This is a genomic window from Kitasatospora indigofera (assembly GCF_014655955.1).
GTDB classification, from domain to species: domain Bacteria; phylum Actinomycetota; class Actinomycetes; order Streptomycetales; family Streptomycetaceae; genus Kitasatospora; species Kitasatospora indigofera.
In genome coordinates this window covers 144,569-158,161 of sequence record NZ_BNBO01000004.1, presented here as the reverse complement: position 1 = coordinate 158,161, position 13,593 = coordinate 144,569, and the positions used below count along the sequence as shown (strand labels likewise).

The 13,593-nt window shown below is 76.3% G+C and carries 11 protein-coding genes; 3 read left to right on the top strand and 8 right to left on the bottom strand.

Annotated features, from left to right (window positions below):
• The first annotated feature begins 75 nt into the window (after positions 1-75).
• Entirely contained in the window at positions 76-408 is a 333-nt protein-coding gene (locus tag IE329_RS05890; protein WP_190209723.1) for a MoaF-related domain-containing protein, read from the top strand.
• 20 nt (positions 409-428) lie between these two features.
• On the opposite strand, the gene IE329_RS05885 is transcribed toward IE329_RS05890, so the two are convergent.
• Both IE329_RS05885 and IE329_RS05880 read right to left on the bottom strand, forming a co-directional pair.
• Positions 429-1,568 carry an alpha/beta hydrolase gene (locus tag IE329_RS05885; protein ID WP_190209722.1) on the bottom strand — a complete coding sequence of 380 codons (1,140 nt, stop codon included), beginning with the start codon at positions 1,566-1,568 and terminating at the stop codon, positions 429-431.
• 256 nt (positions 1,569-1,824) lie between these two features.
• Positions 1,825-2,412 (bottom strand): NADPH-dependent FMN reductase, encoded by a 588-nt coding sequence (locus IE329_RS05880; protein ID WP_190209721.1) that lies wholly within the window; start codon positions 2,410-2,412, stop codon positions 1,825-1,827.
• 173 nt (positions 2,413-2,585) lie between these two features.
• Between IE329_RS05880 and IE329_RS05875 the strand changes: the two genes are divergently transcribed.
• Together IE329_RS05875 and IE329_RS05870 are read left to right on the top strand one after the other, a co-directional pair.
• A complete protein-coding gene (locus IE329_RS05875) occupies positions 2,586-3,260 on the top strand; it encodes a TetR/AcrR family transcriptional regulator (RefSeq protein ID WP_190209720.1) in 675 nt (224 codons plus the stop codon).
• 86 nt (positions 3,261-3,346) lie between these two features.
• Entirely contained in the window at positions 3,347-4,162 is an 816-nt protein-coding gene (locus IE329_RS05870; RefSeq protein WP_190209719.1) for a nucleotidyltransferase domain-containing protein, read from the top strand.
• 39 nt (positions 4,163-4,201) lie between these two features.
• Here the strand turns inward: IE329_RS05870 and IE329_RS05865 are convergent, their stop codons facing one another.
• The 6 genes from IE329_RS05865 to IE329_RS40340 form a co-directional block, all read right to left on the bottom strand.
• On the bottom strand, positions 4,202-5,122 hold the full coding sequence (locus IE329_RS05865; protein WP_190209718.1) for a phosphotriesterase family protein: 921 nt from the start codon (positions 5,120-5,122) through the stop codon (positions 4,202-4,204).
• On the bottom strand, positions 5,119-5,538 hold the full coding sequence (locus tag IE329_RS05860; protein WP_190209717.1) for a carboxymuconolactone decarboxylase family protein: 420 nt from the start codon (positions 5,536-5,538) through the stop codon (positions 5,119-5,121). Before IE329_RS05860 ends, IE329_RS05865 begins: the two co-directional genes overlap by 4 nt.
• 14 nt (positions 5,539-5,552) lie before the next feature.
• Complete coding sequence (locus IE329_RS05855; protein WP_190209716.1) at positions 5,553-6,131, bottom strand: DUF4865 family protein; 579 nt, start codon at positions 6,129-6,131, stop codon at positions 5,553-5,555.
• Between the two features lie 89 nt (positions 6,132-6,220).
• Complete coding sequence (locus IE329_RS05850; RefSeq protein WP_190209715.1) at positions 6,221-6,811, bottom strand: TetR/AcrR family transcriptional regulator; 591 nt, start codon at positions 6,809-6,811, stop codon at positions 6,221-6,223.
• Between the two features lie 227 nt (positions 6,812-7,038).
• Positions 7,039-9,180, bottom strand: coding sequence for an MMPL family transporter (locus IE329_RS05845; protein WP_190209714.1), 2,142 nt, complete (start codon positions 9,178-9,180; stop codon positions 7,039-7,041).
• Positions 9,181-9,489: 309 nt separating this feature from the next.
• Complete coding sequence (locus IE329_RS40340; RefSeq protein ID WP_268257257.1) at positions 9,490-13,443, bottom strand: BTAD domain-containing putative transcriptional regulator; 3,954 nt, start codon at positions 13,441-13,443, stop codon at positions 9,490-9,492.
• Positions 13,444-13,593 lie beyond the last annotated feature (150 nt).

Sequence of the window (13,593 nt, the reverse complement as noted above, 5' to 3'; positions counted from 1 at the left end):
TCGGATAGGTTGGTGGGGCGCGCCCGGGCGACCGGTCGTGCCCCACCGACACGAGACGACGAGGACAGCCCAGCCATGACCGCGCCACTGCCCGCCTTCGCCGGCCGTACCTACCTCTTCCAGGTCGACAACGGCGCCGAGTTCCGCAACGCCTACTCGGCCGACGGGAAGCGTCTGCGCTGGGAGGGCCTCGGCGAGTCGGCCGGCCAGTGGGAGGACGTCGCCCTGCACGTCGCACAGGTCGGCCCCGAGCAGTACTTCGTCAGCTGGACCGAGCAGAGCGGCATCACCGTCAGCCATGTGATGGACCTCGCCGAGCTGACCGTCCGGGCCTTCTGGACGTACGAGGGCGAGGGCGGCCGGGTCGGCGAGCTGCACACCGGCACCCTGGCACCGGTCGCGCCGTAGCGGGACCGGCCCGGCCGGGGTCAGGCCCCGGCCGGGACCTTCAGCTGCTGGGAGAGCCACTCCAGCGAGGAGGGCAACAGCCGCTCCCAGGTCTGGAAGTTGTGCCCGCCGCTCCTCAGCATGCTGAACGACACCTTCATCGGTGCCCGGACGGCGGCCACGAACTCCTCCGTCTGCCGCAGGTAGTCACCGTCCCCCTCGCGGGTTCCGGCCAGCAGCACGGCGACCCTGGGGTGCGGCGCGCGGTCCAGCCGGCGGATCAGGTCGGCGTCGTCCCGGCGCTGCGGGCTGCCGCGGAACAGGTCGCCGGTGGTCGCGTCCTCGGCGGCGCGGTAGTAACCGGAGAGCGAGACCGCGGTGGGGAACACCTCGGGGTGGCGCATGGCCAGCTTGAGGGAGCAGTAACCGCCGGTGGAGTTGCCCATCAGCCCCCAGGCCTGCGGGTCCGCGGAGACCCGGTAGCTCGCGCGGACGGCCCGGGGGACGTCCTCGGTGAAGTACCGGTCGGACTGCGGGCCCCCCGGGACGTCCTCGCACTCGGTGTCCGCCGGCATCGCCGGCGACGGGCGCATCATCACCAGCACGGTCGGCTGCATCCGGCCGCTCTGCAGCAGCCGGAGCGCGGCCCCGGGGTAGTTGAGCCTGGTCACCAGGTTCCTGGCGTCGCCGGGGAAGCCGGTGGTGACGATCACCACCGGGAAGGTCCGGTGCGCGTACTCCGGCCGGAAGTACTGCGGCGGCAGGTAGACGTAGCCCTCGGTGCTGAGCCCGGTGGTGGCGCCGGGGATCCGCACCTGCTGGATCTCCCCGGCCTGCCCGGGCTCACGGCCGACCGCCCCGCCGCCCTTGACCGGGACCCGCCCGAGCGGCTCCACCCGGCCGTCGTGCCGGGCGTCCGGCTTCGTCCGGATCTCGACCGGGCCGTCGTCCCCCGGGCCCAGCAGGTCGTCCCAGCTGCTGTAGAAGGCGAAGTAGTTGTTGGCGAGCAGGCCGATCACCGCCAGCAGGGCGAGCTGGGTCGCCATGAGGGTTCCGAGCCGGCCGAGCACGGCCGTCCAGGTGGGCCGGGCGAGCCGCGGCCAGATCCGGACCGTCCCGGCCGTCACCAGGACGGCGAACAGCACCGCCAGTGCCAGTACCTTGTGGCTCGTCAGGCCCATTCCTACGTGCTCCCCGGTCGAACGCGCACCCCCGCCCCCACGGACGCCGGGGCAGCCCTGCTCCACCGGGCGGGCCGGTCCGGCCGGCGCCGCGTCGGGCAAGATGATCAAGCTTAACCGCCGGCCGGGGAGAGAACCGCAGGTGACGCACTGTGCCGTCCGGCCGATGACGGCGGCCGGACGGCACAGGGGGGATCGGGTCGCACGAGCGGGCCGGGTGTAGGAGCAGGCCGGGCGGGCGGCGCGGGCGGTGGGGTCAGACCGCCAGGCGGCGGGCCCGGTCCGCGTCGATCTTGCCCTGCAGGGCCGTCAGCACGTCCTGGAGGAGCGAGACGGAGAGCTCGTCCGTGAGGTTGCCCTCCTCGTCGAAGCGCTCGTGCGAGCGGAAGACCAGCACCTCGGGCTTGACCACGACGTCGGTGTCCGTCCCGGCGAAGACCTGGCGCAGGGCCAGCTGGGCGCGGACCGAGCCGAAGTTGGCCGGCGCGGCGCCGACGATGGCGGCCGGCTTGCGGAACAGCGGGCGGCCCTCGGTGCCGCTCCAGTCGGTGCTGAGCCAGTCGATCGCGTTCTTCAGCACACCCGGGACGGAGTAGTTGTACTCGGGGGTGGCGATCAGCAGGCCGTCGGCCTCGTGCACCCGGCGGCGCAGCTCGTTGACCACGGCCGGGCGGGCCTCGGGGGTGTCGAGGTCGCGGTCGTACGGGGGGATCTCGCGCAGGCCGTCGTAGATCTCGATCTCCATGTCGCCCGGGGTGAACTTCTGGGCGGCGCGCAGCAGGTGGGTGTTGTGCGAGCCCGCGCGGAGCGAACCGGAGATGGCGAAGACCTTGGAGACGCTCATGGTGATGCTCCTTCAGAAAGCCCTGGGCGGCCGGTCCGTGGGCGGACCGGCCTCGACACGGAGAAAACTAAACCACTCGGTTCAGTGCAGTCAACCGTACGGTTCAGTATGGTCGGCAGGACGATTCGTGTAGTCTGTCCCTCCCCCACCTGCGGAACAGAGGAAGTACCACCATGGGAGTCGAGGCCGCGGGCCCGCTGGACGAGTACGGGATCCCCGTCATCCCGGCCCCCGTCGACGTGTCGCAGCGCAAGCGGCAGGCGATCATCGACGCCGCCCTGGTCGAGTTCCTCCGCGAGGGCTACTCGGCCGCCTCGATGGACGCCATCACCAACCGCTCCGGGGTCTCCAAGGCCACCATCTACAAGCACTTCGGCAACAAGGAACGGCTCTTCCTCGCCGTCGTCGGCGGGATACTGCCGCAGACCTACGCCCGCCTGGAGTGCGGCGCGGCCGGCGTCGCCGACGCCCCCGACCTGCGCACCGCGCTGGTGGACCTCGCCGTCGACTGGGCGCACATCCTGCTCCGGCCCGACATCATGTCGCTGCGCCGGCTGGTGATCGGCGAGATCGACCGGTTCCCGCAGCTCGGCCAGCTCTGGTACCGGGTCACCTTCGACATGTACAACGCGCCGCTGATCACCGCGTTCGGCACGCTGAACGAGCGCGGCGAACTGGCCACGCCCGACCCGGCGCTCGCCGTCCAGCAGTTCGTGGCCGCCACCGTCGGCGTGCCGCAGCTCGTGCACACCTTCCGGGCCGACGCCGAGACGACCGAGGACGAACTCCGGCGGATCATCGGCTCCGGCGTGGACCTGGTGCTGGCCCGCTACGCGGCCAAGGCCTGACCCGCGCCCGGCCCGGTACCGGCCCCGGGCCGGCGGACCGGAAACCCGTTGGCGCCGGGCCGCCGGGGCCCGGCAGGGTGAGGGGCATGACTGCTCCAGGACTCGACCCGGACGGCTGCATCGCCCGCGAGGGCGCCCTCGACCGGGTGCCGCCCGCCTTCGCCCCGGTGGTGGCCGACGCGCGGGCCCGGGTCGCGGCGCTGTTCGGCCCGGAGCGGCTGCACAGCGCCTACCTCTACGGCAGCATCCCGCGCGGCACCGCCACCCCCGGGGTCTCCGACCTCGACCTGCTGCTCGCCCTGCGCCGGCCCCCCACCGCCGCCGACCGGGCCGACGCCGCGGCCCTGGAGGCCGGACTGGACGCCGCCCACCCCGCGATCGACGGCGCCGGGATCCTGCTCTCCGACCTGGACACCCTGCTCGGCGAGCTCGAACGCCACGACCTCGGCTGGTTCGTCGCCTGCCTCTGCACCCCGCTGCTGGGCGAGGACCTCGCCGCCCGGCTGCCGCGCTACCGCCCGACCTCGCTGCTCGCCCGGGAGACCAACGGTGATCTCGGCCTGCTGCTGCCCCGCTGGCGCGAGCGGCTGGCCTCGGCCCGCACCGAGGCCGAGCTGAGGACGCTCGCCCGGGCGGTGGGCCGCCGCACGGTACGGACCGGCCTCACCCTGGTGATGCCGCGCTGGGGCGGCTGGACCAGCGACCTTGAGCTGTCCGCCGAAGTGTTCGGCCGCTACTACCCCGGGCGCGCCGGCCAGCTGCGGCTGGCCGCCGGCCTCGGCCGCCGCCCCTCGGCCGACCGGGCCGCGCTCACCCTGCTGATCGAGGACCTCGGGCCCTGGCTGGCCGCCGAGTACCGGGCCGTCCACGGCGAGAAGGCCCCCAGGCCGGCCGGCCCCTGAGCGCGGCGCCGGCCACCGGGGCCCCGGCCACCGGGCCGCTCAGGCCCAGTCGGCCGCGAAGGCCCGGGCCGGGTTGGCCACCAGCAGCCGCTCGGTCAGCTCGGCCCCGAACTCCCGGGTGATCCGGGCCGCGAGGCCGCCGACCAGGAAGGGCAGGCCCGGCGCGCCCCGGGCCGCCCGGGTGGTGGTGTCGCCGCCGAGCAGCAGCCGGCCGGCGTGGCCCGCCTCGACCAGGGCGGCCAGCGTGTCGAAGAGGTGGTGGTCGGTGGCGTGGTTGGCCCGGGACGGACCGTCGAGCGCGAGGAAGGCGCCGGACTCCGCCACCTGCCGGTGCAGCCGCAGGTCCGGGAACCGGTTGAGGTGGCCGAGGAGCACCCGCTCCGCGGGTACGCCGAGGGTGCCGCAGAGCAGGTCCAGCACGTCCGGGGCCCCGGTGCCCAGCTCGTGGTGCACGGCGATCGGGGCCCCGGTGGCGTGGTGCGCCTCGGCGGCGGCCACCATCACGTCGCGGGCGTGCCCGTCCAGGCCGTGGAAGCCGCCGGCCACCTTGATCAGGCCCGCCCGCACTCCGGCCGGCTCGCCGCCCTCCTCGCGCAGACCGATGGTCAGCTCCTCGGTGAACAGCCGGGCCAGGACGCCGGCCCCGGACAGGCCCCGCAGCACGGCCGGGTCGTAGTGCACGTCCTGGTGCAGCCCGGTGGCCGCGACCAGGTGGACGCCGGTGGTGCGGGAGAGCCCGGCCAGCCGGGCCCCGCCGCGGCCCATCCCGTACGGGGTCCACTGCACCAGGGCGCGGCCGCCGGCGGCGGCGAAGGCCCGTAGCTCGGCCTCGGCGGCCACCGGGTCGTCCAGCTCCTGGCCGGGCAGCCGCGGCGAGGCGAGGAAGAGGTGGTCGTGGGAGTCGCAGACGCCGAGCCGGGCCGGGTCGACGTCCCCCAGCACGGTGCGGACGGTGCTCACGCGCCGGCTCCCGTGCCCGGGGCCTCCCCGGCGAGGGTGGCGGCGACCACCCGCAGGCCGGCCAGCGCCTTGGGCACCCCGACGTACGGCGCCAGGTGGACCATCACCTCGGTGATCTGCTCCCGGGTCAGCCCGGCCCGCAGGCTGTTGCGGACGTGGTCGGCGAGCTGCGGCTCCACGCCGCCGAGGGCCGCCAGCGCGGCGAGGTTGACCAGCTGGCGGTCCCGCAGCTCCAGGCCTGGGCGCTGGTAGGTGCCGCCGAAGAGGCTGGTGACGATCCAGTCGGGAAAGCCCGGCGCCAGCTCGTCCAGGCCGCGCAGGGTCTTGTCCTGGACCTCCTGGCCGGCCAGTTCGTCCAGCAGGCGGTAGCCGGCCGCGCGGTCCAGCGGGGCGGGGGTGAGGTCGGGCAGTGCCATCGGGTCAGGTCCTTTCACCAGTGCCGGCCGGCCGGCAAGTCGTGGAGTCCCGGACGGGACAGGTGCAGCAGTTGGTACCGGGTGCCGTACCGCTCCGGCGCGCTCCCCCGCCACAGCGCGGTGCGCAGCAGTTCCCATCGGCCGGGGTCGACGGCGACGGCCGCGCTGTGCAGCGTCCCGTCCCCCGGCAGTTCGGCGAGCGCCCGTTCCACCGCCTCGGCGGGGTCGGTGCCCTCGGGGATGCGTTCGGTGCGGCGGGTGGCGGAGAGCGGCACGTCCTCCACCGCCGGGCCGGGACGGAACCCGGCACCCAGCCAGTGCCGGACCACCGGGCGGCCGAAGTCGGTGACGATGCCGCGGAAGCCCGGCCCCCAGAGGAAGCCGTTCATCCCCTCGGCGGTGTTCCAGAGGTAGAACGGCGCGTACTGGTTCACCGGCGAGCCGCTCCCGTCGCCGCGTTCGCGGATCAGATAGGCCTTGAGGCCGAGCCCGGGATGGGCGTCCATCAGGTGCCCCCTGGTGGCGACCCGCTGGCGGATGATCTCCATGTCGTAGTCGGCGGGCAGGGTGATCTCGTACTGCATCGCGTGCACGGTGGTCCTCTCCGGTCGGGCGGGTGCCGGACGGCGGGGTACAGAGGGCCGGCGGGCCAGGGCCGGCCGGGGTGCGACGGGCCGGCGGCTCAGGCGCCGGCCGGGGCGTTCAGGCCGGCCAGCAGGCCGAGGGCGCCGCGTACGGCCTGCCGGAACGGCTCGACACTGTCGGCGGCCCGGGCCAGCACGTAGCCGCCCTGGACGACGGCGACCACGGCGGCCGCGGTGTCCGCGGGGTCGGCGCCGGGGACGAACTCTCCGGCCGCCCGGCCCTCGGCGATCACCTCGGCGATCCGGCCGCGCAGCCAGTCGAAGGTCTCCTCGACGGGGGCCCGCAGCCGCGGGTCGGCGACCACCTCGGGGTCCTGCGCCATCCGGCCGATCCGGCAGCCGCGCAGCACCTCGCGCTCGCGCAGCAGGTACGCCTCGATCCGCTGGTAGGCGGTGCCCGGCCCGGCCAGCCGCTCCTCGGCGACGGCGCGCATCTCCTCGGCGCTGCGCCGCAGGGCGGCGGCCGCGAGGTCGGGCTTGCCGTCGAAGTGGTGGTACATGCTGCCCTGCCCGACGCCGGCCCGCTGCTGGATCGCCTTGGGGCTGGTGCCGACGTAGCCGCGCTCCCAGAGGAGCTCCTGGGTGCTCTCGATCAGCCGGTCCTGGGTTGCCATGACGCCACTGTACATACCAGTAGGTACAGAATCCACCCCCGGCCCCGGAAGCACCGGAAGGGGGCCGCCGGCCATGAGCCGGCGACCCCCTCGGGCGGAGCGGGCGGAGCGGTCGGAGCAGCCGGTCGGGGAGGACCGGTCGACCGGGGAGGAGCGGTCAGTCCGGCGGGAGCGGTCAGTCCGGCGGGAGCGGCCGGACGGTACCGGACGTCATGCCGTCGGACGGCACGGACGGGTGGGGCTCAGACGCCGACCCGCTCGCGCTCCCTGGCGGCGGGCGCCGGACCGTCCCCGTGCTCGATCCGCAGCTCGGGCAGCAGGCGGTCCAGCCAGGCCGGCAGCCACCAGTTCGCGCGGCCGAGCAGGGTCATCGTGGCCGGGACGAGGACCAGCCGGACGATCGTCGCGTCGACCAGGACGGCGGCCGCCATGCCGACCCCCATCATCTTGACGGTCACGTCCGGGTCGATCGCGAAGCCGATGAAGACCGCCACCATGATGGCCGCCGCGCTGCTGATCACCCGGCCGGTCGCGGAGAGCCCGCGCACCACGCTGCCACGGGCGTCCCCGGTGGCCAGCCAGTCCTCGCGGACCCGGGAGAGCAGGAAGACCTCGTAGTCCATCGAGAGGCCGAACAGCACCGTGAACATCAGGATCGGCACCCAGGAGGACACCGGCACCGAGTGCGGCAGGCCGAGCAGCCCCGCCCCCGCGTCGGTCTGGAAGACCGCCGTCATCACGCCGTACGCGGCCGCCACCGAGAGCAGGTTCATCGCCGCCGCCTTCAGCGCGATCACCGGCGCCCGGAAGAGCAGGGTCAGCAGGATCAGGGACAGCGCCACCACGAACGGGACCACCACCCAGAGCCGGGAGGACAGCCGGTCCGAGATGTCGGCGAAGACCGCCACCACACCGGTCACCTCGGCGCCCGGCGGCAGCAGGCCGGCACGCATCCGGTCCAGCAGGTGCCGGGTCTCGGTGTCCTGAGGGCCGGTCCGCGGCTGGACGGAGACCACGGCCGCGTCCCCCGCACCGTTCAGCAGCGCCGGGGCCACCGCGGCGACACCCGGGTCGGCCTGCAACCGGGCCGCGATCGCCGGGAGTTCGGCGGCAGCCACCTTGCGCAGGTCGACCGTCACCAGCAGCGGCCCGTTCGCCCCCGGCCCGTACCCGGCGGTCACCAGGTCGTACGCCTTGCGGGTGGTGTTGGACTCCGCCTGGATGCCCGCGTCCTGCGGCCAGGTGCGCATCGCCAGCATCGGCGCGGCCAGGGCCAGCATCACCACCAGCGAGGCCAGCGCCGCGGCCACCGGCCGGCGGCCGATCAGCCGGGCCCAGCGCTCGGTGCGGGTCGGGCCGGCCGGCGCCGCGGCGGGCTTCCCGATCGTGCGCCGCTCGGCCCGGCGCAGCAGCCGCGGCCCGGCCAGCGAGCAGAGCGCCGGGACGAGGGTGAGCGAGGCCAGCATCACCGCGCCGACCACCGCGAAGGTCGCGTAGCCGAAGGAGGAGTAGGTGGCCAGCCCGGCCAGCTTCAGGCCGAGCAGCGAGACCAGGACGGTGGAGCCGGCCACCACCACCGAGGAGCCGGCCGTGGCGGTCGCCTCGGCGGCGGCCCGCTGCGGGGTCAGCCCCTTGCGCAGGCCTTCGACATGGCGGCTGACCAGCAGCAACGCGTAGTCGATGCCGACCCCGAGGCCGACCATGGTGGCGACGGTGGGCGCGGTGGCACTGATGTCGGTCACCGCGGCGAGCAGGTAGACCACCGCACTGCCCAGGCCCAGCCCGGCGAGCGCGACGATCAGCGGCAGCCCGGCCGAGACCACGGTACCGAGCGCGAGCACCAGGATGACCAGGGCCGCGACGATGCCGATCGCCTCGGCGGTGCCCGAGGGCGCCGAGAAGTTCTCCGGCAGCTGGCCGCCGAACTCGACCTGGAGGCCGCCGCGTTCGACCGGTTCGGCGGCCGCGCGGAGCGCGTCCAGGCCTTCCGCTCCCTCGAAGGAGGTGACGGGTATCCGGTAGTTCAGGGTGATCAGCGCGGTGTCGCCGGACGGCGAGAACACGGGCGGCGCCACGATCGGGGTGCCGCGCAGGCCGGCCAGCCGGCCGCTCAGCTCCTCCAGCACGGCGTCCGGCACCCGGGCGCCGGCCCGGTCGTGCACCACGACCCGGGCCCCGGCGCCGGACATCTCGGGGAAGCGTTCGGCCAGCAGGTCGCTCCCGGCCTGCGAGGGGGTGCCGGGCACCCGGTAGGAGTCGCGCGGTGTGCCGCCGACGGTGAACGCGAGGGCGAAGGCGGCGGCGAGGAGCAGCAGCCAGGCGACCAGCGTGCGCCACGGTCTGGCCGCCGCGGCGCCGCCGAGGCGGCCGAGGAGGGAGGACATCAGGAGCCTTCCGGCAGGTTCGGGTTCGGGACGGTGCCGCGACCGGCAGTACTGCGGGCGCACCGTGCGGAGTCCCGCCGATCGTGGCAGGGGCGGCTTGGAGTCGGCTTGGGGTCCGGCTCCAAGCGGCCGCCGGTGCGCTTGGAACGGCCCGCGACGGTACGGCGGGGACGGTGCGGCGGGAACGGATGCCGTGGGGGACGGGTCCGGCGGGGCGAGCGTGCCGGAACGGTGCGCAGCGGCCCGGCGGCCCGGCGGCGACGGCAGCGGCAACGGCAACGGCAGGGATCGGCCGGCCGGGGCCGGGGATCAGTACCGCGGGCCGAGGTCCGCGAGCGCGCGTTCGGCCTCCGCCGTCCAGGCCGCGGACTCCCAGCGGCGGGCGACCGCGGCGGCCTGCCGGAAGTGCCCGGCGGCCTCCTCGGGCCGGCCCAGCAGCAGGGTCAGCTCGCCGAGCGACTGGGCGACCGGCCGCAGCGCGATGGAGGTGCTGGCGCTGCCCGCCACCAGGTCGCGCAGCGGGAGCAGCTCCTCGACCAGCCCGGCCGCCTCCGTGTGCTCGTCCAGCGCGACCACGGCCATCGCCCGCACCGTGAGGAAGAGCGACCGGTAGTAGTCCGGCGGCAGGGCGGTCGGCTCGGCGCGGGCCGCCCGGGCCTCGGCCGGCCGGCCGAGGTCGACCAGGGCGAGCGCGTGGATGTCGGCGGCCAGCGACCCGTAGACGGTGCGCATCCGCTCGATCAGCGGCAGCTGGGCGGCCAGCCGTCCCTCCTGGAGGGCCATCACCACGGTGGCCAGGGCGGCGAACCCCTCGGCGTGCACCGAGCCGCGGGCCCGCAGTCCGGCGACGGTCAGCGCGTACAGCCGCTGGGCCTCCTCGGTGCGGCCGGCGGCGGAGGCCAGCATGCCCAGCTGCCCGTTGCCGACGTCGAGGAGTTCGGCCAGCCCGTACGTCTCGGCGATCTCCCGGGCGGCCTCGACGTGGGCCCGCAGCGCGGGCAGGTCGCCCGAGGTCGCGGCCACCGAGGAGGCGAGGTACTCGGCGTGCCAGCGGTAGGCGGGCAGGTCGTGCTCGGTGGCCACCCGGGCGAGTTCGGCGGCCGTCGCCCCGCGCAGTTCGGAGGCGAGTTCGTAGTCGTGCACCCGGGCCTGCGCGGCCAGCGCCATCGCGAGCAGGCGCGGATCGCCCTCGGCGCGGGCGATCGCCAGTGCCTCGGCGGCCGCCTCCCAGCCCTCCGGGCGGCCGGAGCAGTCGAGTTCGTAGGTGAGCGCGTCGAGCAGCCGGCAGCGGACGGCGGCGGGCATGCCCGGGCGGTCCAGCAGCGCGGTGATCGAGTCGACGGCCGCCTGGTCGAAGCTGCCGTACGGGTGGGTGACCCAGGGGGTGGGCTCGGTCCAGGCCGTCCAGGCCTCGATCAGCAGGTCGTGGCGGCCGGCCTCGCGGGCCAGGCGCAGCGCGGTCGCCTTGGTCTCGGTCGCGGCGGCCACCGCGCCCATCCGCACCTGGGCGCGGAGCAGGCCGGCGAGCAGCGCGTTGCGCCGGGCCTCGCGGTCACCGCCGTCCGGGGGGAGCCGGTCGAAGCTGTCCAGGGCCTGGCGGAGCAGGGCGGCGGAGGTCTCGTGGGCGTAGCGGCGCTCGGCCGCCTCGGCCGCGCGCACGCAGTAGTCGACGGCCAGGCCGGCCGTGGCACTGGTGGCGGCCTGGGTGTAGTGGTGCGCGAGGGCCTGGATCTGGTCCGGGCGCAGCTCGCGGAGCGCCTCGGCGACCCTGCCGTGCAGCCGGGCCCGGCGCAGCCCGCTGAGGTCGGCGTACAGGGTGTCGCGGACCAGGGCGTGGTTGAACCGGACGGTGCCGGGCCGGGGTTCGGTCAGCAGGCCGCCCTCGACGGCGGCCTCCAGCGCTTCGAGCAGCTCGTCCTCGTCGGCGTCCGAGGCGCGCAGCAGCACCTCGGCGTCCGCCTCGCGGCCGGCCACGGCGGCGAGGCGCAGGGCGGCCACCGCGTTCGGCGGCAGCCGGTCGAAGCGGCGGCGCAGCACGTCCCGGACGCCCTGCGGCACCTCGTGGACGGCGACCAGGGCCCCTTCACGGGCCAGCAGCCGGGCGCTCTCCAGCAGGTAGAACGGGTTGCCTCCGGTGCGGTCGGCCAGCGCGTGGACGGTCCGCCGGTCGACGGCGGCCGCGCAGACCGAGCCGATCAGGCGGCCCGCGTCGGCCTCCCCGAGCCCGGCCAGCGGGACCCGGTGCGGCGAGCGGCGGGCCAGGACGGCCAGCGCGTCGGTGAGATCGCCCTCGCCGGGGCGGTGTGCCAGCACCAGGAGCAGCCCGGGGGTGGGCGGGCCGCCGGCCAGGTCGGCCAGCAGGTCGCGGGTCTCCCGGTCGGCGGCGTGCAGGTCGTCCAGCACGATCGCCACCGGCCGGTCGGCGGCGGCCCGGCGCAGCCAGTCGCCGACGGCCCGGTGCAGCCGGAACCGTCCGACCAGGGCGTCGGAGCGGCTCCACGGGGTGCGGGCGTCCTGCGTACGGGCCTCCGCCGGGCGGGAGTTGACCGGCCGGATGCCGGGCGTACGGGTGTCGAGGGTGCGGGCCTCGGGCGTACGGGCCTCGGGCGTCCACAGGCCGGGCGTACGGGCGTCGGGCGTACGGGTGTCGAGGGTGCCGGCGTCCGGGGTGCGGGCGTCCGGCAACCGGGTGTCCGGCGTGCGCGGGCCGAAGGTGCGCGGGCCGGGGGTGCGGGCGGCGTCCGGACCCCGGCGGTCCGGGCCCGGCTCCCCGGGGCGGGCGGCGAACAGGCCGCCCGGCGGACGGAGGGCCACCACCGGCCCGCCCGGCGTCCGCGGGCCGTCGGCCCGGCCGTCACCCCGCCCGGTGGCCCCGGTGACGGCTTCGGCGGCGCCGCCCGTACCGGTCGCGGTCAGCGTCGCCAACGCGAAGGCGTGGACGGTGCCGGAGGGGCGGTCCGGGCCCGGGCCCAGGTCCAGGTCCTGGTCCAGGACGGGCGCCAGGGCCACGGCCAGGTCGCCGTCCGGGGGTGCCTGGCGGGCCAGGTCGCGCAGCGCCTCGGTCCAGGCCCAGGCGGGCGGGGCGCCCTCGCTCTCCGGGCAGCGGCCGCTCGCCGTCCGCCAGCCGGCGGCGGCCAGTTCGGCGTGCAGACGGGCCAGCAGGGTGGACTTCCCGGCCCCGGCCTCGCCGGTGACGATGGCGACGGACGGGCCGCCGGCGGCCGCCTCGGCGGCGGCCCGGCGCAGGGTCAGCAGTTCGGCCTCCCGGCCGACGAAGAGCTGGCCGGCCGGCGGCTGCGCGGGCGGGCCCGGCTGCCCGGGCCGCTCGCCGGGAGCCCAGCGGTCCGGCATCCACTGGACGACCGTCCCCCCGAGGGCGGGCCCCGCGACGGCACTCCGGTCCACCGGGGGGCCGCCGGCGGCCGGACGGTCGGCGACGGGACGGCCGACGACGGCCACCGGCCGGCGGTCCGCCGGCTCCAGGGCCGGAGCGGGCGGGGCGGCGCCGAGCAGCTCGGTGCGCTGCTGGAGGATCGCGGACTCCAGGCCGGCCAGCGCCGGGCCCGGATCCAGGCCCAGCTCCTCGGCCAGGACGGCCCGGGCCCGGCGCAGCACGTCCAGCGCCTCGGCCTGGCGGCCGGTGTTCCAGAGGGCGAGTGCGAGCAGGCGCCAGCCCTCCTCGCGCAGCGGGTGCTCGTCGGCGAGCGCCCGGGCCTCGACGGCGGCCTCGTCGGGCCGCCCGAGCCGGACGGCGAGGGCGGCGCGCTGCTCGCGGGCGGCGAGCCGCAGCTCGGTCAGCCGGGCACTCTCGGCGACGGCCCACGGCTCGTCGGCGAACTCGGCGTAGGCGGCGCCCCGCCAGAGCGCCAGGGCCTCGTCCAGCAGGCCGAGCGCGGCGGCGGAGCCGGGCTCCGCGCGGGCCTCGTCCAGCAGCTGCCCGAACCGCCAGGCGTCCACCGAACCGGCCGGCAGCCGCAGGGCGTAGCCGGGCGGTTCGCTGACCAGCAGCCGGGCGGGCTCGCGCGGGCCGCGCCGGGGTTCGAGCAGGCGGCGCAGGTTGGAGACGTACGCCTGGACGGAGGCGGCGGCCTTGGCGGGCGGCCGGCCCTGCCAGAGGTCCTCGATGATCCGGTCGACCGGGACGACCTCGCCCCGGGCGGCGAGGAGTTGTGCGAGCACACCGCGCTGGCGCGGACCACCGAGACCGACCCGGTCGCCGCCGGCCTCCGCAGCCAGGGACCCCAGCACCTTTATCCGCACCATCGTGGGAAGCAGCCTATGCGACGGCGCGCGGGAGGCTCCCGGCGGATTCCGGAGCCGGGCCCGCCCCTCCGGGCGGCGCGGCCGGCTCCCGCGGCGGCCGCCGGAACGGCCCGCCGGACCACCCGGCAGGCGGCCGGCCGGCCTGCTCGC